The 16967-nt window shown below is 72.7% G+C and carries 19 protein-coding genes; 8 read left to right on the plus strand and 11 right to left on the minus strand.

Annotated elements, in window-relative coordinates:
* Positions 1 to 54: 54 nt before the first annotated feature.
* Positions 55 to 414: an ASCH domain-containing protein gene (locus ACLF5H_RS36015; RefSeq protein ID WP_421680205.1), complete on the plus strand. Its 360-nt coding sequence runs from the start codon at positions 55 to 57 to the stop codon at positions 412 to 414.
* A 43-nt stretch (positions 415 to 457) separates the two neighbouring features.
* Here ACLF5H_RS36015 and ACLF5H_RS36020 read toward each other — a convergent pair whose 3' ends face one another.
* Together ACLF5H_RS36020 and ACLF5H_RS36025 are read right to left on the minus strand one after the other, a co-directional pair.
* Complete coding sequence (locus ACLF5H_RS36020; protein ID WP_421680206.1) at positions 458 to 2032, minus strand: FUSC family protein; 1575 nt, start codon at positions 2030 to 2032, stop codon at positions 458 to 460.
* Positions 1927 to 2664, minus strand: coding sequence for a hypothetical protein (locus ACLF5H_RS36025; RefSeq protein ID WP_421680207.1), 738 nt, complete (start codon positions 2662 to 2664; stop codon positions 1927 to 1929). Before ACLF5H_RS36025 ends, ACLF5H_RS36020 begins: the two co-directional genes overlap by 106 nt.
* Before the next feature lie 141 nt (positions 2665 to 2805).
* On the opposite strand from ACLF5H_RS36025, the gene ACLF5H_RS36030 reads away from it, so the two are divergent.
* Positions 2806 to 3330 (plus strand): MarR family winged helix-turn-helix transcriptional regulator, encoded by a 525-nt coding sequence (locus ACLF5H_RS36030; protein WP_421680208.1) that lies wholly within the window; start codon positions 2806 to 2808, stop codon positions 3328 to 3330.
* A 521-nt stretch (positions 3331 to 3851) separates the two neighbouring features.
* On the opposite strand, the gene ACLF5H_RS36035 is transcribed toward ACLF5H_RS36030, so the two are convergent.
* Positions 3852 to 4325 carry a MarR family winged helix-turn-helix transcriptional regulator gene (locus ACLF5H_RS36035; RefSeq protein WP_421680209.1) on the minus strand — a complete coding sequence of 158 codons (474 nt, stop codon included), beginning with the start codon at positions 4323 to 4325 and terminating at the stop codon, positions 3852 to 3854.
* A gap of 143 nt (positions 4326 to 4468) precedes the next feature.
* Between ACLF5H_RS36035 and ACLF5H_RS36040 the strand changes: the two genes are divergently transcribed.
* The 3 genes from ACLF5H_RS36040 (at position 4469) to ACLF5H_RS36050 (ending at position 6925) form a co-directional block, all read left to right on the plus strand.
* Entirely contained in the window at positions 4469 to 5731 is a 1263-nt protein-coding gene (locus ACLF5H_RS36040; protein ID WP_421680210.1) for a cytochrome P450, read from the plus strand.
* 92 nt (positions 5732 to 5823) lie between these two features.
* Positions 5824 to 6303 carry a MarR family winged helix-turn-helix transcriptional regulator gene (locus tag ACLF5H_RS36045; protein WP_421680211.1) on the plus strand — a complete coding sequence of 160 codons (480 nt, stop codon included), beginning with the start codon at positions 5824 to 5826 and terminating at the stop codon, positions 6301 to 6303.
* Positions 6304 to 6325: 22 nt separating this feature from the next.
* Entirely contained in the window at positions 6326 to 6925 is a 600-nt protein-coding gene (locus ACLF5H_RS36050) for a cysteine hydrolase family protein (RefSeq protein WP_421680212.1), read from the plus strand.
* Positions 6926 to 6994: 69 nt separating this feature from the next.
* On the opposite strand, the gene ACLF5H_RS36055 is transcribed toward ACLF5H_RS36050, so the two are convergent.
* The 4 genes from ACLF5H_RS36055 to ACLF5H_RS36070 are packed head-to-tail and all read right to left on the minus strand — an operon-like array spanning position 6995 to position 10006.
* Entirely contained in the window at positions 6995 to 7960 is a 966-nt protein-coding gene (locus ACLF5H_RS36055; protein ID WP_421680213.1) for an alpha/beta hydrolase, read from the minus strand.
* Positions 7961 to 7995: 35 nt separating this feature from the next.
* Entirely contained in the window at positions 7996 to 8565 is a 570-nt protein-coding gene (locus tag ACLF5H_RS36060) for a TetR/AcrR family transcriptional regulator (RefSeq protein ID WP_421680214.1), read from the minus strand.
* A 42-nt stretch (positions 8566 to 8607) separates the two neighbouring features.
* Positions 8608 to 8835, minus strand: a complete 228-nt coding sequence (locus ACLF5H_RS36065; protein ID WP_421680215.1) for a hypothetical protein — start codon at positions 8833 to 8835, stop codon at positions 8608 to 8610.
* Positions 8836 to 8851: 16 nt separating this feature from the next.
* Positions 8852 to 10006, minus strand: coding sequence for an inorganic phosphate transporter (locus ACLF5H_RS36070; protein ID WP_421680216.1), 1155 nt, complete (start codon positions 10004 to 10006; stop codon positions 8852 to 8854).
* Between the two features lie 95 nt (positions 10007 to 10101).
* On the opposite strand from ACLF5H_RS36070, the gene ACLF5H_RS36075 reads away from it, so the two are divergent.
* A complete protein-coding gene (locus ACLF5H_RS36075) occupies positions 10102 to 10545 on the plus strand; it encodes a helix-turn-helix transcriptional regulator (protein WP_421680332.1) in 444 nt (147 codons plus the stop codon).
* A 71-nt stretch (positions 10546 to 10616) separates the two neighbouring features.
* A complete protein-coding gene (locus tag ACLF5H_RS36080) occupies positions 10617 to 11033 on the plus strand; it encodes a VOC family protein (protein WP_421680217.1) in 417 nt (138 codons plus the stop codon).
* A gap of 23 nt (positions 11034 to 11056) precedes the next feature.
* Here ACLF5H_RS36080 and ACLF5H_RS36085 read toward each other — a convergent pair whose 3' ends face one another.
* The 3 genes from ACLF5H_RS36085 to ACLF5H_RS36095 form a co-directional block, all read right to left on the minus strand.
* Positions 11057 to 11389 (minus strand): DUF952 domain-containing protein, encoded by a 333-nt coding sequence (locus ACLF5H_RS36085; RefSeq protein WP_421680218.1) that lies wholly within the window; start codon positions 11387 to 11389, stop codon positions 11057 to 11059.
* 158 nt (positions 11390 to 11547) lie between these two features.
* The gene (locus tag ACLF5H_RS36090) at positions 11548 to 12684 is read right to left on the minus strand and encodes a family 2 encapsulin nanocompartment cargo protein polyprenyl transferase (RefSeq protein WP_421680219.1); all 1137 of its coding nucleotides are present in this window, start codon (positions 12682 to 12684) and stop codon (positions 11548 to 11550) included.
* A 112-nt stretch (positions 12685 to 12796) separates the two neighbouring features.
* Entirely contained in the window at positions 12797 to 14203 is a 1407-nt protein-coding gene (locus ACLF5H_RS36095; RefSeq protein WP_421680220.1) for a family 2B encapsulin nanocompartment shell protein, read from the minus strand.
* Positions 14204 to 14395: 192 nt separating this feature from the next.
* Between ACLF5H_RS36095 and ACLF5H_RS36100 the strand changes: the two genes are divergently transcribed.
* The gene (locus tag ACLF5H_RS36100) at positions 14396 to 15295 is read left to right on the plus strand and encodes a 1-aminocyclopropane-1-carboxylate deaminase/D-cysteine desulfhydrase (protein ID WP_421680221.1); all 900 of its coding nucleotides are present in this window, start codon (positions 14396 to 14398) and stop codon (positions 15293 to 15295) included.
* A 61-nt stretch (positions 15296 to 15356) separates the two neighbouring features.
* On the opposite strand, the gene ACLF5H_RS36105 is transcribed toward ACLF5H_RS36100, so the two are convergent.
* Positions 15357 to 16952 (minus strand): Na+/H+ antiporter, encoded by a 1596-nt coding sequence (locus ACLF5H_RS36105; RefSeq protein WP_421680222.1) that lies wholly within the window; start codon positions 16950 to 16952, stop codon positions 15357 to 15359.
* Positions 16953 to 16967 lie beyond the last annotated feature (15 nt).

Below are 16967 nucleotides of genomic sequence, written 5' to 3' on the forward strand. Positions count from 1 at the left end.
TGTCCGGCGGGGCCCCCTTGCGTGTGCGCGGTCTCCCGGCCATCCTGCCGCCCCATGACCGACACTCCCGCCCGCGTTCGCGAGCTGAGTCTCTATCGCCGGTACTTCGATCTTGTCGCGGTGGGTGCCAAGACCGTGGAGGTGCGGGTGAAGTACCCGCACCTCGCCGACCTGGCGGCGGGCGACACCATCCGTTTCCGGGTCAAGGGCACCGACGAGACCTGCGACGTGCGGGTCGGGCGGGTCACCGAGTACCCGGACTTCGAGGCTCTTCTCGACGGCGAGGGCCCGGCCAAGGTCAATCCGAACGCCGGCCGCGACCGGCAGCTCGCCGACATCCGGGCCATCTACCCACCCGAGAAGGAAGCGCTCGGCGCGCTCGCCATCAAGGTCGAACTACTCGCCGATCACTAGGGCGAAGCTGTCCCCGGAGCCGGACCGATCGTAGGTGAGGGCGTCAGCGCGGGCTGGTCGTCGGCTGGTTGGCGGGGGCGGGGGTCGTCGGAGGTGTCGGGAGCATGGCCAGTTCGGTCAGCAGCTGGCGGAGGTGGACCAGGGGTTGGGTGACCGGGGTTCCCGGGTGGTGGGGGCGGTGGCTCAGGAGGGTGGTGGCCGCCGTGCTCAGGGCCTCGGTGACGTCGGGGACGGGGTGGTCGGGGCGGGGGGTCGACCCGGCGAGGGCGGTGGCGGCACGCGACAACGCGGTGCAGGCGTCGGCCAGTTCCGGTGGGACCGGGAAGCCGCTGCGGACCAGCGCGCGGGCCTGGCGGGTGGTGGCGGCGTAGAGGGTCAGGCGGTGGCGGACCAGACGGGAGTTGACGCCCCAGGTCATCGGGCGGGTCAAGGGGCGTGCCACCAGGGTGAGTTGCTGGAGGCGGTGGTCCAGGGAGCGGGCGAGGGCGTCGAGTTCGGTGCCGTCCGCGCCCGTCTGGGTCGCGCGGTCCAGTAGGTTCGCGAGCGCCCTGAAGTAGGCCCGGCGGGCCGTCTCCACCGTGTCGCGGGTGCTGGTGGGGAGGATGAAGTAGGCCACCGCGATGCCGATCGCCGCACCGAGGGCGGTTTCCTCCAGGCGGAGCAGCAGGAGGCCGGCGGAGAACTCGTGCAGGACGCTGTAGAGCTGAGACACCATGATGGTGACGAAGAAGATCATGCAGGCGTAGCTGACGTTCACCAGGTAGAAGCCCAGGGACATGCTGGTCACGATCACCACCAGCACCCACGCGGTGTGCCCGGCGGTGAGATGCGCGAGGCCGATGCCCGCGCCCAGGCCGACGAGGGTGCCGACCACCCGGTTGACCGCCTTGATGGAGGTCTCGGAGCGGGTCGCGGTCCCGGCGAAGGCGATGAACGCGGCCAGCACCGCCCAGTAGTAGCGGGCCTGCGACAGCTCCCGGCCCGCCAGGATCGCGAGGGTGCCGGCGACGGCGACCTGGATCGCCTGCCGGGTCGTCAGCGTCAGCCGGCTCAGCGGGTTCCAGCGGCTGCCGCGCGCCGCGACGTCCGAGGCCACCGCCGCCGAACCGGGCAGATTGCCCTGGGCCAGGGTGACGACGGGGTCGTACGCCTCGTCGGTGATGTCGTCGTACGGCGGCGGGGCGGTGGCGGTGCGCGCCAGGGTGACGTACTCGACGGCCGCGGCCGCCAGATGGTGGGCGGGCCAGCGGCCGGTGCCCGGTGCCGCCGTACCCGTACGGGGTTCCAGCAGGGGGCGGGCCACGTACTCCACCGCGCCGTACTCCCGGCGGCCCAGATGCCCGGCGATGCGGGCGGCCTCGGGGAGCAGTTCCCCGCCGTCCTCGGCCAGGGTCTCGGCCGCGGCGGCCAGCGCGTCGATCGCGAGATGCGCGTCCAGCAGCCGCCGCCGCAGCGCGGGGCCGGACCAGCCCACGGGCAGCGCACCGGGCTCCGCCGACCAGCCCTCGATCATCAACGCGGCCTCGGACAGGCGCAGTTGGCGGGCATGCAGCCGACGACGCAGCCGGGCGTGGCGGCGCGGGTCGGCCGCCAGCAGATCGGCGCCGGCGCGGGCCACGGGTCGGCCGCCAGCAGATCGGCGCCGGCGCGGGCCACCGCACGGGCCCGCGCGCCGAAGGCCTCGCGCACCCGGCGCAGGGTGCGGCGCGGATTGGTGCGCAGCACGGTCAGCGACAGCAGCAGCACCCAGCCCGTCGCGACACCGACCGCCGACAGCAGGGCGGGCAGCATGGACAGCTGCGCGCCGAGGAACGCGGCGAAGAAGTAGCCCATCCAGATCATGAAGCCGTAGAAGAAGAAGGCCATGCCGAAGCGGCGTACGAAGACCGCCACGAACATCACGGCGACGAAGACGCACAGCATCAGATCCGTACGACCGGCCACCGCGACGCCCGCGAGCATCCCGATGCCGATGGCCGGCGGGAAGAAGACGGCGGTGCGCACCTTCGGCCAGACGCCGGTGCCGGACAGGGCCATCGAGCCCATCATCGCCATGACGGTGCCGAGCAGCATCGCGATCAAGGTGCCCTGGGGGCCCGCGTAGGTCGCGGTGGCGTACAGGTACTCGATGCCCAGGGTGCTGGCCATCGCCAGCGCCGCCGACAGGGCCATGCGCAGCCGGTTCAGCCCCGGGTCCGAGCCGACCACCCTGTCCCGTATTCCGCGCAGCGCGGCCACTCCTCGGTCCACCCCTGTCCACTCCCCCCAATGATCCGGAACCTTCAGGTCCGGATCCTTGCAATCCCGGTACGATACCGGTAACTATCGGTATCATACCGATAACCGCTGATGCGATACTGGTATCAGTCGACGGCGAGACGGCGGTACACGATGACCGGAGCGGACCCGGCGCTCAATGTGATCGAGCGTCAGACGGCCGTGCTGATGCGCAACTTCGAGCTGCTGCACCGGCGCACCGATGTCCACGACCGTCTCGACCGGGCGCAGTATCTGCTGCTGCGCACCCTCAGCGACGGCGGCCCGATGACCATCACCACCCTCGCCTGCACCCTCGGCCTCGACCCCTCCACCGCGGGCCGGCAGGTCTCCGCGCTCACCGCCGCCGGACTGGTCGAACGCGCCGCCGACCCGGCCGACCGGCGCCGCTGGGTGGTCACGCCCACCCCGGACGGGCTGCGCGAGATGCGGGTCGTACGGGACCGGCGCACCGAGAGCCACGCCGAACTGCTGGGCGACTGGGACCCGGAGGACCTGCGGACGCTGGGCGCGATGCTGGACCGGTACAACCGGGCGGTCGCCGCGCGCTACCTCCTCACCCCGCCCACGGAGGCACCCACGGAGGCGACGACCCGCGCGAGCACGACGGATCCCACCGAGGCCCCGGCCACCGCGTAGCCCGGCAGCCGGCCCCGCCGAGGCCCCGGGGTCGGCACTTCCCCTCGGCCGACCCACCGTGCCCCCGGCCGCCGCCTACCCCGGACGACCCGTCGAGTCCCCGGCCACCACCTAGCCCGGCAGCCGGCCCCGCCGACGCCCTGCGGCCAGCGCTTCCCCCCGGCCGACCCACCGAGTCCCCGGCCACCGCCTGGCCCGGACGACCCGTCGAGTCCCCGGCCGCTGCTCAGCCCGGAGGACCCGCCGAGTCCCCGGCCACCGGTCCACCCGGCAACCCCACCGAAACCCCGGCCACCCGACCGAGGCTCCGGCCACCGCCTCCCCCGACCGACCCGCCAAGACCCCAGCCACCACCCAGCCGGGCCGACCCACCAAGCCCCCGACGACCACCTAGCCCTGCCGACCCACCAAGACCCCGGCCACCGCTCAGCCCGGCCGACCCGTCGAGTCCCCGGCCACCGGCCCACCCGGCAACCCCACCGAAACCCCGGCCACCACTCCGCCCAGCCACCCCACACCCCTCACGGCCGGAACACCGCCACGATCCGGTTGATCACCGCCGCCGCCGTGTCCAGTTCCTCCGGCGAGAACTCCTCCAGCGCCTCGCCCAGCCACCGCTTCCCCGTGGCCTCGGCGCGCGCGACCGCCTCGCGGCCCTCGCCGGTGGCCCGCGCCCGGCGTGCCCGCTGGTCTCCCGGCTCCCGGGTGGTGGCGACCAGGCCGCCGTCCTCCAGTCGGCGCACCTCGCGGGTGACATGCGGGGCGTTCACCATCAGGGCCTCGGCGAGCTCGCCCATCCGCAGGGGTTCCGGCGACGCGGCCAGGACCCGCAGCACCGCGAGGGACGCCCGGTCCACCGAGACCCCGGCCTCCCGGCGCAGCCTGCTGTGCGCGCGGTTGCCGGTCATGGTGTACGCGAGCGCCGAGAGCGCGGTGTAGAGGCCGTCCAGGGCCGCCCGCCCCTCGGGTTCCATGGGGTCCACCCGTCGGTCCATCCACCGATCATGTCGTACGGTCCCCGCCCCCGGCGCCTCTGGCCGAAACTTGCCCCCTACACCCATTCCGCGCCGCCCACCCACCGGAGTAACATGAAAGTAACTTACTTACTTTTGTTAAGTAACCGAGGAGGTCCACGACGATGACCGAGACCCCCACCGTGCCGCCGGCCCCGGCCCCGACCGCGGCACCGAACCCGGCCCCGGCCGCGCCCCCCGCCTACGCCACCCACCGCGCCCCCGGCTGCCCCTTCGACCCCCCGCCCGAGCGCCACCGGCTGCTCACCGAGGGCCCGTTGGCCCGTATCTCCCTGTGGGACGGCAACACCGCCTGGCTGGTGACCCGGCACGCCGACCAGGTCGCGCTGCTGCGGGACGAGCGGATCAGCGCGGACAACCGGCTGCCGAACTTCCCGAGCGTGAGCGCCGGAAGCCAGGCCACCCGCGCCCACAACCGCACGTTCATCTCGATGGACGAGCCGGAGCACAATGAGCAACGGCGGCGTTTCACCGCCGACTTCACCGTCAAGCGGATCAATGAGCTGCGACCCCGGATCGAGGCGATCGTCACCGAGCTGCTGGACGCGATGGAGTGGTCCGGACCCCCGGCCGACCTGGTGCGGGACTTCGCGCTGCCGCTGCCGTCGCTGGTGATCTGCGAACTGCTCGGTGTCCCCTACACCGACCACGCCTTCTTCCAGCGGGTCAGCGCGGTGATGATCGACATCCGCAGCACCCCCGAGGACGCGCTCGCCGCCTCCCAGGAGCTGGTGGACTACCTCGGCGACCTGGTGGCCGCCAAGGAGAAGGACCCCGGCGACGACCTGCTCAGCCGGATGGCCGTCCAGTACCTGCGGACCGGGATCAGCACCCGCGACGAATGCGCCAAGCAGGCCCGGCTGCTGCTGGTGGCCGGGCACGAGACGACGGCCAACATGATCGCGCTCGGCGTCTGCGCCCTGCTTCAGCACCCCGAGCAGCTCGCGGCCGTGCGCGACGGCGAGCCGCGCCGGGTGGTGAACGCCGTCGAGGAGCTGCTGCGGTACCTGACCATCGTGCATCTGGGCCGGCGCCGGGTCGCGGTCGCGGACGTGGAGGTCGGCGGGCAGGTGATCCGCGCGGGCGAGGGCGTCGTCTTCGCCACCGATCTCGCCAACCGCGACCCCGAGGTCTTCGAGGACCCCGACCGGCTGGACATCGACCGGGCCGCCCGCCGGCACATCGCCTTCGGCACCGGCCCGCACCAGTGCCTCGGCCAGAACCTCGCCCGGATGGAACTCCAGGTCGCCTACCCCGCGTTGCTGCGCCGGTTCCCGGGCCTGCGCCTGGAACGGCCGCTGGCACAGATCCCGTTCCGGGAGGACATGGCCGTCTACGGGGTGTACGAGCTGCCCGTGGTCTGGTGACGTGACCCCACGGACGCCCTCCGCGGGGAGCCCGGCCCAAGATTTCATCAAGTAACTTGGCAAATTTACTTGATGAAATCTACGGTGAGGGCGTGACCACCGGCCCCACTCCCGCTCTCCCGGCACCCCCCTCCGACACCGCGCAGCGGCTCAACCAGGCGATGAAGCGCCTGCGGGCGCGGCTGCGCGCGGAGTCGGGGCAGCACGCGACCGGGCTGACCGCCACCCAACTCGCCGTGCTGGCCGAGGTGGTGCGCGAGGGCCCGGTCACGGCGGCGCGGCTCGCCGCGCTGGAGCACGTCACACCCCAGGCCATCGCCCAGAGTCTCGCGGTGCTGAAGGCCGCCGGGCTGGTGCACGGCGCGCCCGACCCGCGGGACGGCCGCCGCAAGCTGATCAGCGCCGACCCCTCGGCCGGCGCGCTGATCGAGCGGCTGCTCGCGGGGCGCGCGTCGTTCCTGGCCCGTGCGATCACGCAGGTCGTGCGGCCGGAGGAGCGCGCCGACCTGGAAAAGGCCGTCGAGCTGCTGGAGCGTCTTGCCGGGGCCGAGATCCACCCGCACATCCCCTGAGATCCGCGAGGAGAACCACCGAATGACCAGCCCCGCCGCCCTGCCCGTCATCGACCCCGCGCGCACCGCCCTGCTGGCGATGGACCTCCAGGGCGGGATCCTGCCGCTCGTCCCGGACCCGGACGCCCTGGTCGAGCGGGTCAAGGGCGCCATCGCCGACGTCCGCGCCGCCGGTGGTGCCATCGGCTATGTCCGGGTCGCCTTCACCGAGGACGACTGGGCCGCGATCCCGGAGACCAACAAGTCCTTCAGCCCGCTCGCCGCGGCCAAGCGCAACCACCACGAGGACCCGGACACCCAGGTCGACGCGCGGATCGCGCCCGAGGACGGCGACATCGTCGTACGCAAGGTCCGCATCGGCGCGGCCTCCACGACCGATCTGTACGAGCGGCTGCGCGAGCGCGGCATCGACACGCTGATCCTCTCCGGCATCAGCACCAGCGGTGTCGTGCTGTCCACGCTGACCGACGCCGCCGACCGCGACTACCGGGTCATCGTGCTGTCCGACGGTGTCGCCGACCGGGACCAGGAGGTCCACCGGGTGCTGCTGGAGAAGGTGTTCCCGATGCGGTCGTACGTCATCGGCATCGCGGAGCTGCGCGAACTGCTGCGCTCCGCCTGACCGTTGGCACGCCGGTCCCGCCCCGCGCACGCGCCTGCGCCCGCGCCGCGCCCGCGCTCAAGTGGGCGCTCAGGCAGCGCACTTCGTGACGAAGTCCGCGATGGCGTCCCGCATCTGCCGTAGCCCGGGCTCCTCCAGGGGGTAGTGCCCCGCGTTGTCGAGCAGGACGGTGTCGACCGGGACCTTCGTGATGCGGGACAGGACCGGCACGCTGAGGTGGTGCGGGGTCCAGCGGTCCTCGGCGGGCTGGGTCAGCAGGACGGGGCAGGCGTCGAAGTCCTCGGGCTCGACCGCGGGGGCGTAGTTCATGTAGCGGTCGAGGAAGCGGACGCTGACCCAGTTCCCGGCCGAGGTGCGGTCCTTGAGGAACACCTTCATGGCGCCGGGGTCGTTGGCGAGCGCCGACATCTTGCTCGCCAGGCTCATCGGGCACTTCAGCCCGGCGGCCGGGGTCCTGGCCAGCAGTCCCATCGCGGGGCCGCCGAGGCGGGCGGCGATCCGGTCGTGCGCGGTCTCGTCGCGGACCTGCTGGAGGCGCTGGTCGAGGAAGGTCATGCCGACGATGCCGGCCAGGGTGCCGCGCGGCGCCTTGGCGGCCACGTGGTACGTGAGCATGCCGCCCGCGCTGAGCCCGTACAGGACGATCGGGCGGTCGTCGCGGGCGCGCTCATGGGCGAGGAAGTCCAGGACCAGATCGACCCAGTCGTCGTACGACGGTGTCGTGCCCGGCCTGACCTGGGTGAGGCCGTAGCCGAGGTTGTCGAGGGCGACGGTCTCGAAGCCGAGCCGCGCGAGCGGGGCGCCGAGGACGAGGGACATCTGGCGGCCGTTGGTGCCCACGCCGTGGTGCAGTACGACCTTGGCGCGCGCCTCGGGGTTCGGGTACCGGTCGAGGTGGACGCGGTGTCCGCGCCAGTCCCAGAACTCCTCCTCGGGTGCGGTCTCGTCGGTCAGGCGCAGCCGCTCGGGCAGGAAGCGCTGGAGGTCGCGCCATGCCTGCTGGTCGCGGTAGGAGGTGGGGGTGGTGGAGCTCATGAGGGGGTGCCTTCCGGCTGGGGCCTGCTGGTGGGTCAGGCGGGGGCTGAGGGGCTGCCCAGCGCCCCTCGGGTGATCATCCGCACGCCGGTGCCGAGGTCCCGGCGGGCGGCCTCGGCATCGCGCAGGTCGTCCTCCAGGCCCCGGGTGAAGGTGAGCAGCACCTCGGCCGCCTGCCGGGCGGTGCCGGGGACGGCTTCGGCCAGGGCATCGGTGAGCAGCCGCGCGAGGTGGTCCATGTAGGCGCCGACCGGCTCGGGGGTGTGGGCGGAGGCCGCGGCCAGCAGCTCGTAGGCGTGCGTGGGGCTGTCCTGCCAGAGCCGGACGGCCACCTTCAGCTTCACGGTGAGCACGCCGAGCACCTTCTCCTCGGCCGTGCCCGCCTCCGCCGCGGCCCGCTCGGCCGCCGCGGCGGCCCGTTCCAGTCCGGTGCGGACGATCGTGGCGAACACCTCGTCCTTGGTCCCGGCGTACTTGTAGACGGTCGGCCGGGACAGCCGTGACTCCTCGACGATGTCCGACATCGTCGTACGACGGAATCCGTGACGGCAGAAGGCGCGGTAGGCGCCTTCGAGGACGAGCTGGGCGGAGGGGACCTTCGGCATGCCTACAAATTTAACACTGAAGTAGAACTCTGTAAATTCCGCTCAGTGCAGCTTGGGCACGATCAGGTAGATGCCGTAGCCCACCACCACGGCGCAGGCCAGGAAGCACAGGCCCGCCTGGGCGCGGGCCAGGGTGGCGGCGGGGCCCGGGCGGCGGTCGGCGGCGCGGGAGAGGCCCAGGACGCCGAGGGTGAAGACGACGACCACGGCGACGGTGACGCCGAGGCTGACCGCGGCGACCCGGGCGAGGGCGGACCAGTCGATGTGCATGGCGGACTCCCGGGTTTCAGACGGCCGAGCCGATGTCGGTGGGGGTCTGGGAGCGAAGGGTGACCTCGTGGTGGTCGTTGACGTTGTCGGCGTGCACCGGGTTGCGGCGGGAGATGACGACGACGCCCAGGGCGAGCGCCAGCGCCACCAGGGCGACGACGACCGTGCCGACGTTGCCGCCGTGCTTGACCACGCTCGCCGCGAGGCCCCCGACCAGCGCGGCGAACGGCAGGGTGATCAGCCAGGCCAGCGCCATCCGCCCGGCCACGCCCCAACGGACCTCCGCGAGCCGGCGGCCGAGGCCCGCGCCGAGGATGCTGCCGGAGGCGACCTGGGTGGTGGACAGGGCGAAGCCGAGGTGGGCGGAGGTGAGGATCACCGCGGTGGAGGCCGTCTCGGCGGCGAAGCCCTGCGGCGACTGGATCTCCGTCAGGCCCTTGCCCATGGTGCGGATGATCCGCCAGCCGCCCAGATAGGTGCCGAGGCCGATCGCGAGGCCGGCCGAGCCGATCACCCAGACCGGTGGCCCGGCGTCATGGCCGAGCGCGCCCGCGGAGATCAGGGTCAGCGTGATCACGCCCATGGTCTTCTGCGCGTCGTTGGTGCCGTGCGCGAGGGAGACCAGGGAGGCGGAGGCGATCTGGCCGAGCCGGAAGCCCTTGGTCACCCGGTCCGGGCGGGCGCGGGCGGAGAGCAGATAGGCGAGGTAGGTGGCGGCGCAGGCGGCCGCGCCGGCCACCACCGGGGAGACGACGGCGGGCAGCAGCACCTTGTCGAGCACCTGGTCCAGATGCACGCCCTTGGACCCCGCGCCGACCCAGACCGCGCCGATCAGTCCGCCGAACAGCGCGTGCGAGGAACTGGAGGGCAGCCCGGCGAGCCAGGTCGCCAGGTTCCACAGGATCGCCCCGACCAGCCCGGCGAAGATCATCGAGGGGGTGACCAGGGCGTCGTCCACGATGCCCCCGGAGATCGTCCGGGCCACCTCGGTGGACAGGAACGCGCCCGCGATATTGAGAACACCGCTGATCAGGACCGCGATTCTGGGCCGGAGCGCGCCGGTGGCGATGGAGGTGGCCATCGCGTTCGCGGTGTCATGGAACCCGTTCGTGAAGTCGAACGCCAGCGCCGTCACGATGACGACCGCCACGAGCAACGTGATGTGGTCCATGACTCCAGCCAACCAAGACCCGGCCAATTCCGCGCGAACTGGGAGCGAAACCGCAGGAATGCCCAGGAGGAGACGGGGTGGGCAGGCGGCCCGTGATGATCCCGGGTCCGGTGTCGGTGGGCTGTGCCAAGCTGGTGGGCGTGAGTCTGGAGGATCTGCGGCGGCTGCGGCGGGTACGGGACCGGATGGACCGGGAGTACGCCGAGCCGCTCGAGATGAGCGAGCTGGCGCGCGGCGCCCTGATGTCCCCGGGCCATTTCCAGCGCAGCTTCCGCAAGGCGTTCGGGGAGACGCCGTACAGCTATCTCATGACCCGCCGCATCGAGCGGGCCAAGGCGCTGCTGCGCCGCGGCGACCTCACGGTGACCGAGGTGTGCCTGGCCGTGGGGTGTACGTCACTGGGGTCCTTCAGCTCCCGTTTCACCGAGCTGGTCGGCCAGACCCCGAGCGCCTATCGTGCCGCCTCGCACGAGCCGGCCGCGGTGATCCCCTCCTGCGTGGCCCGCGCGTTCACCCGGCCCCGCCGCCGCCCCTGCTGATCTCCCTGATCTCCCCGAACCGTTCCCCGGAGCCGCGCGCGCCGACCTGCCCACCGGCTTAGCGTGAACGCATGAACGTACGACTCGCGCAGTGCTTCATCGCCGTGGACGACCATGACAAGGCCCTCGCCTTCTACCGCGACATCCTCGGTCTGGAGGTCCGCAACGACGTGGGCTTCGAGGGGATGCGGTGGGTGACCGTCGGCTCGCCGCGGCAGCCGGACGTGGAGATCGTGCTGGAGCCGCCGGGCGCCAACCCGGACGCCTCCCCGGCCGACCGGCAGGCGCTGGCCGAGCTGCTCGCCAAGGGCATGCTGCGCGGGGTCATCCTGGCCACCGACGACTGCGACGCGCTGTGGGAGCGGCTGCGCGAGTCCGGCGCCGATGTCCTCCAGGAGCCGACCGACCAGCCGTGGGGCGTCCGCGACTGCGCCTTCCGCGACCCGGCGGGCAATCTGCTGCGCTGCTTCCAGCGCCCGGCGGCCTGAACTCCCCTACCGCGCGCGGCACTTCATCCCCACGGCTCCACATCCACCACCGCGCTCACCGGCAACGGGCCGTAGAGATGCGGGAATTCCTCGCCGCCCGGCGTCCCCGGCTCGTACACCAACGGCGCGTCGAGCCGCGCCGGGTCGACCACCAGGACCACCAGTTCGTCCGGGCCGTCGTACGCGCCGTACAAGAACGCGGCGACGGGCGGGAGTTGCTCGCGGGAGGAGAAGTGGATGAAGCCCACCTGGTCGAGGGTGCGGCCCCGGGTCGACACCTCGTAGGTGCCGCGCTCGCGGGCCGCCTCCCACAGGGAGCGCTCGGTGATGTGGACGATGCGGGACGGTTTCGGCATGGCTTCACGGTAGACGGCGGGTCCCGTGAACTGTGGGGATTCACGGGACCCGGCCGACCGGAGCCCCCGGGACACCGTGCGGGGTCAGGAGCCGCACGGGCCCGGGGACTCCGGGTCCTCGGGGCCGCCGGACGGACCGGCGGCGTGGACCGCGGCGCTCAGCTGCTGCGCCGGGTCACGAACTCGGCGAGGGCGAGCAGCTCGCCCGCCGCCTCCGGGTCCGGGATCGCCCGGGCCAGCTCCTGCATGGCGTGGGCCATCCGGTCGGCCGCCTCCGTCTGCGCCCAGTCCCGGCCGCCCGCCTGCTCCACGGCCAGCGCGGCCCGCGCTATGCCCTCGCTGTCCCCGGTGATGTACGGCTTTCCGTACAGCGCGGCGAGGTCGGCCGCCGCCGGGGTGTTGGAGACGAGCGCCGCCACCACCGGCAGGGACTTCTTGCGGGCCGCGAGATCGGCACCGGCCGGCTTGCCGGTCCGCAGCGGCTCACCCCATATCCCGATGACATCGTCGATCAGCTGGAAGGCGAGCCCCACCTGACGGCCGAAGCCGTCCAGCGCGGCCACCTCCTCGGGCCCCGCGCCCGCGTACAGCGCGCCGAGGGCGCAGGCGCAGCCCAGCAGCGCCCCCGTCTTCGCCTCGGCCATGGTGAGCACCTCGTCCAGCGTGACGTCCTGCGGGGCGCGGTGCTCCAGATCGGTGTCCGTGTGCTGGCCGGCGCACAGCTCCATCACGCAGTCCGCGAGCCGGGCGGCGGCCGGGGCCGCGGCCGGGTGCGGGTCCTCGGCCAGCAGGCGCAGCGCGAGCGCCTGCAGCGCGTCCCCTGCGAGGATCGCGTCGGCGTCCCCGAACACGGTCCAGGCCGTGGGCCGGTGCCTGCGGGTGGGGTCCCGGTCCATCACGTCGTCGTGCAGCAGGGTGAAGTTATGGACCAGCTCCACCGCCGCCGCGGCCGGTACGGCGGCCGCCCGGGCCGCCGGGCCGCCGAGCGTGGTGGCCGCGGCGAGCACCAGGGCCGGGCGGATCACCTTGCCCGCGTGGCCCGCGGCCGGGCTGCCGTCCACGTGCTCCCAGCCGAAGTGGTAGCGCGCGATCCGGCGCATGGAAGCGGGCAGCGAGTCGACGGCGGCGCGCATCGCCGGGTCGACCAGGGCCCGGCTCCGCTCCAGCAGCTCCGGCGCCTCCTGCCCGTCGTGCGGGGCGGGGCCCGGGTCACCGGTCCCCCGCCGCCCCTCCGGTGTGCCGGGGTACGGCACACCGGAGGGACGTTGTTCGGTCTCCGTCATGGACTCGGCCATGTCTCCCCCTCGCCAGGTCCGCGGGCATCGGCGGATCCTGCCCGGCCGGACGCGTACCCCGAGGGTGTACCCGTCCGGGCGGTCGGGGACACGGCCGCGACGTGCGGAAACGTCACCTCCACCGGCCGATTTCGACGTTCTCCAGCACGCCGAGCGCGTCGGGCACCAGGACGGCGGCCGAGTAGTAGGCCGTGACCAGGTACTTGATGATCGCCTGCTCGTTGATCCCCATGAAGCGGACGGACAGGCTCGGCTCGATCTCGTCCGGGAGGCCGGACTGCCGCAGACCGATGACGCCCTGTTCGTCCTCGCCGGTGCGCATCGCGATGATCGAGGTGGTGCGCGCCTCGCTGATCGGGATCTTGCCGCAGGGGAAGAGGGGCACCCCGCGCCAGGTGGGGATGCGGTTGCCGCCCATGTCGATGGTCTCCGGCACCAGACCGCGCTTGTTCAGCTCGCGGCCGAACGCGGCGATCGCGCGCGGATGGGCGAGGAACAGCTTGGTCCCGCGGCGGCGGCTGAGCAGTTCGTCCATGTCGTCCGGGCTCGGGGCGCCGTCGTGCGGCTGGATCCGCTGGTCGTACTCGCAGTTGCTGAGCAGACCGAACTCCGGGTTGTTGATCAGCTCGTGCTCCTGGCGCTCCTTCAGCGCCTCGACCGTGAGCCGCAGCTGCTGCTCGGTCTGGTTCATCGGCTGGTTGTAGAGGTCGGCCACCCGGGAGTGGACGCGCAGCACGGTCTGGGCGATGCTCAGCTCGTACTCACGGGGCCGGGCCTCGTAGTCGACGAAGGTGTGCGGGATGTCGGCCTCGCCGGAGTGGCCCGCGGCCAGGTCGACGGCCTTCTCGCCGTACTTGTTGGTGCGCTGCTCCGGGATCGAGCGCAGCTGGGCCAGATGGTCGCGCAGGGACTCGGAGCGCTCGGCGATCTGCTCGAAGTCCTGGCGGCTGAGGATCAGCACGGTGCTTGCGGTGTCCGCGCGGACCGTGTACTCCCAGATGGCGTCCGGGTCGACGAGTGCCTGGTCGCCGAAGTAGGAGCCGTCGGCGAGGACGCCGAGGACCGAGTCGTCGCCGTAGGGGCCGGTGCCGATCTTCTCGACGCGGCCGTGGGCGAGCAGATGCACCCCGTCGTTGCGGTTGCCGAAGTCGGCGATCACCTCGCCGGGGGCGAAGTCGCGCTGGCGGCAGCGCCGGGCCAGCTCGGCCAGCACCTCTTCGTCCTCGTAGGACCGCAGGGCCGGGAGTTCGCCGAGTTCGGCCGGGATGACCTCGACCTGGCCCCCGGTCTTGACGAAAGTGATGCGGCCGTCGCCGACGGCGTACGTCAGCCGGCGGTTCACCCGGTACGTGCCGCCCTGGACGTCCACCCAGGGGAGCGTGCGCAGCAGCCAGCGGGAGCTGATCTCCTGCATCTGCGGAACGGACTTGGTGGTGGTGGCCAGGTTCCGCGCTGCCGCGGTCCCGAGGGACTGCTGCGGCTTGCCCTGATCCGTGCGGAGCTCTTCGCCTACCGACATGTGGAAATGCCCTCCCATGTAATGCACCGGTCGCAACGGGCCGGTCTCGCATCGAGCGTCCCATCACGCACGGTTGCCACGCCATTACCCGAAAGAGGGGGAATGGATCATCGGACTAGTGGGCAGAAAGGAGGACCGCGAAAAAGGGGCCTCGATCGGGTGCGGGTCCGCGAGGTCGGCGACAATGACACCGTGACCAGCAGCGATCCCCTCGCCTCCCGCCTTCCCTCGCCCCTTCGGGAGCTTCGGGACGAGCGGTTCGACCGGCGCGGGATCCGGCTGGTGCTCAAGCGGGACGATCTGATCCACCCGGAGCTGATCGGCAACAAGTGGCGCAAGCTCGTGCCGAACATCGCCGCGGCGGACGGGCGGCCGCTGGTCACCTTCGGCGGGGCCTACTCCAACCATCTGCGCGCCACCGCGGCCGCCGGACGGCTGCTCGGGCTCGCCACCACCGGTGTGGTGCGCGGTCAGGAGCTGGCCGACCGGCCGCTCAACCCCTCCCTCGCCCGGTGCGCGGCGGACGGGATGCGGCTGCGGTTCGTCGACAGGTCGACCTATCGGCACAAGGCCGAGCCGGAGACGCTGGCGGCGATCCTGCGCGCGGCCGGCGCCGAGGGGGCGTACGTCGTGCCGGAGGGCGGCAGCAACGCGGCGGCGGTGCGTGGCTGCACGGCGCTCGGGGCGGAACTGCGCGGGCACGCCGATGTCGTCGCGGTCGCCTGCGGCACCGGCGGCACGCTCGCGGGGCTCGCGGGCGGGCTGGCGAAGGGGCAGCGCGCGCTCGGCGTGCCGGTCCTCAGGGGCGGCTTCCTGACGGCCGACGTCGAGGCGTTGCAGGAACGTGCCTTCGGCGGCCGTACCGGCGACTGGTCGCTGGACGACCGCTTCCACTGCGGCGGGTACGCGCGGACCACCCCCGAACTCGACGCGTTCGCCGAGGACTTCGAGCAGCGGCACGGGCTGCCCGTGGAACGTCTCTATGTCGCCAAGTTGCTCCACGGGCTTGCCGCCCTCGCCGAGGAAGGCGCCTTCCCGCGCGGCACGACCCTGGCGGCCGTCGTCACCGGCCGGCCGTTCCCCGAGCCCTAGCGGCCCCGAAGCCCCAGCGGCCCCGAGCCCTGGCGGCCCCGAGCCCTGGCGACACGGCGGGCTACGCCGTCTCCCGGTACGCCGCCGCCTCCTCCAGGTCCAGGTGCCGCAGCAGGGCGCGCAGCATCTCGTCGTCGATGTAGCGGTGGTCGCGCAGCCGTACGAAGACCTCCCGCTCGGCGCTGATCATGGCGCGGGACAGCCGGCGGTAGGTGTCGTCCACGGACTCGCCGGTGACAGGGTTCGCCTGGCCGAGGCGCTCCCAGACGGCGTTGCGGCGGCGCTCCAGAACGTCGTGCAGGCGGTCGGCGAGCGGCGGCGGCAGCGCGTTGCGCTCGTCGGCGAGGAGTTCCTCCAGGCGGCGTTCGGCGGCCAGGGACGCCTGCGCCTGGGCGTTGGCCTCGGCCAGGGTCTCGGCCTGGCGGTCGCGGCCGGGGAACTTCATCAGGCGGATCAGCGGGGCGAGGGTGAGGCCCTGCACGACCAGGGTGCCGATGACCGTGGTGAAGGTCAGGAAGAGGATCAGGTTGCGCTGCGGGAAGGGCGCGCCGCCCCGGACCGTCTCCGGGATGGAGAAGGCGATGGCCAGGGAGACCACGCCGCGCATCGCCGCCCAGGAGACCACGACAGGCGCCCGCCAGGTGGGGTCCTCCTCGCGCTCCCGGATGCGCCGGGACAGCACGCGCGGCAGGAAGGTCGCCGGGAACGTCCAGACGAACCGGGCGGCCACGACGACCAGGAAGACGGCGATCGCGTACCAGGCCGCGTCGGCCCCGTGATAGGCCGCGAGGCCCTTGAGGATGGGCGGCAGCTGGAGGCCGATCAGCGCGAACACGGCGGACTCCAGCACGAAGGCGACCATCTTCCACACGGCCTCCTCCTGGAGCCTCGTTGCGAAGTCGACCTCCCAGGCGTGATGCCCGAGGTAGACGGCGACCACGACGACCGCGAGCACTCCGGAGGCGTGCAGCTGCTCGGCGACCCCGTAGGCGACGAACGGGATCAGCAGCGAGAGGGTGTTCTGGAGCAGCGCCTCGGTCAGGCGGGTGCGCAGCCAGTGGATCGGCACCATGAGCACCAGGCCGACGACCACGCCGCCGACCGCCGCGCGCAGGAACTCCTCGATGCCGCCCGCCCAGGTGGAGCCCGCGCCGACGGCGGCGGCGAGGGCCACCTTGTAGGCGGTGATCGCGGTGGCGTCGTTGAGCAGCGACTCGCCCTGGAGGATCGTGGTGATCCGGGACGGCAGCCCGACCCGGCGGGCGATCGCGGCGGCCGCCACCGCGTCCGTCGGCGCCACGACCGCGCCGAGCACCAGCGCGGCGGGCAGCGGCAGCCCCGGTACGACGAGATAGGCGGCCCAGCCGACGACGAAGGTCGCGAAGAGCACGTAGCCGACGGACAGCAGCCCCACCGGGCGCATCTGGGCCCGCAGGTCCAGGTAGGAGCTCTCGGTGCCCTCCTTGTAGAGCAGCGGGGGCAGCACCAGGGGCAGCACGACATCGGGTTCGAGCGTGTAGTCGGGGATGCCGGGCACGTACGAGATCACCAGGCCCACCGCGACCAGCAGCAGCGGCGCGGGCACCGGGGTGCGCCGGGCGATCCCGGCGACCGCGGCACTGCCCGCGACCAGCAACAGCAGGGGCATCACGTCCATGCTTCTCGCCCACCC

The sequence above is a fragment of the Streptomyces sp. LaBMicrA B280 genome, assembly GCF_049222185.1.
GTDB classification, from domain to species: domain Bacteria; phylum Actinomycetota; class Actinomycetes; order Streptomycetales; family Streptomycetaceae; genus Streptomyces; species Streptomyces murinus.

Bases quoted from the DNA above. Each gene is read 5' to 3' on its own strand.
- ACLF5H_RS36085 (WP_421680218.1), bottom strand. From the start codon at position 11,389: ATGCCGAAACCGTCCCGCATCGTCCACATCACCGAGCGCTCCCTGTGG.
- ACLF5H_RS36070 (WP_421680216.1), bottom strand. From the start codon at position 10,006: ATGGACCACATCACGTTGCTCGTGGCGGTCGTCATCGTGACGGCGCTG.
- ACLF5H_RS36055 (WP_421680213.1), bottom strand. From the start codon at position 7,960: ATGAGCTCCACCACCCCCACCTCCTACCGCGACCAGCAGGCATGGCGC.
- ACLF5H_RS36060 (WP_421680214.1), bottom strand. From the start codon at position 8,565: ATGCCGAAGGTCCCCTCCGCCCAGCTCGTCCTCGAAGGCGCCTACCGC.
- ACLF5H_RS36090 (WP_421680219.1), bottom strand. From the start codon at position 12,684: ATGGCCGAGTCCATGACGGAGACCGAACAACGTCCCTCCGGTGTGCCG.
- ACLF5H_RS36040 (WP_421680210.1), top strand. From the start codon at position 4,469: ATGACCGAGACCCCCACCGTGCCGCCGGCCCCGGCCCCGACCGCGGCA.
- ACLF5H_RS36105 (WP_421680222.1), bottom strand. From the start codon at position 16,952: ATGGACGTGATGCCCCTGCTGTTGCTGGTCGCGGGCAGTGCCGCGGTC.
- ACLF5H_RS36095 (WP_421680220.1), bottom strand. From the start codon at position 14,203: ATGTCGGTAGGCGAAGAGCTCCGCACGGATCAGGGCAAGCCGCAGCAG.
- ACLF5H_RS36080 (WP_421680217.1), top strand. From the start codon at position 10,617: ATGAACGTACGACTCGCGCAGTGCTTCATCGCCGTGGACGACCATGAC.
- ACLF5H_RS36075 (WP_421680332.1), top strand. From the start codon at position 10,102: ATGATCCCGGGTCCGGTGTCGGTGGGCTGTGCCAAGCTGGTGGGCGTG.
- ACLF5H_RS36065 (WP_421680215.1), bottom strand. From the start codon at position 8,835: ATGCACATCGACTGGTCCGCCCTCGCCCGGGTCGCCGCGGTCAGCCTC.
- ACLF5H_RS36015 (WP_421680205.1), top strand. From the start codon at position 55: ATGACCGACACTCCCGCCCGCGTTCGCGAGCTGAGTCTCTATCGCCGG.
- ACLF5H_RS36030 (WP_421680208.1), top strand. From the start codon at position 2,806: ATGACCGGAGCGGACCCGGCGCTCAATGTGATCGAGCGTCAGACGGCC.
- ACLF5H_RS36035 (WP_421680209.1), bottom strand. From the start codon at position 4,325: ATGGACCGACGGGTGGACCCCATGGAACCCGAGGGGCGGGCGGCCCTG.
- ACLF5H_RS36050 (WP_421680212.1), top strand. From the start codon at position 6,326: ATGACCAGCCCCGCCGCCCTGCCCGTCATCGACCCCGCGCGCACCGCC.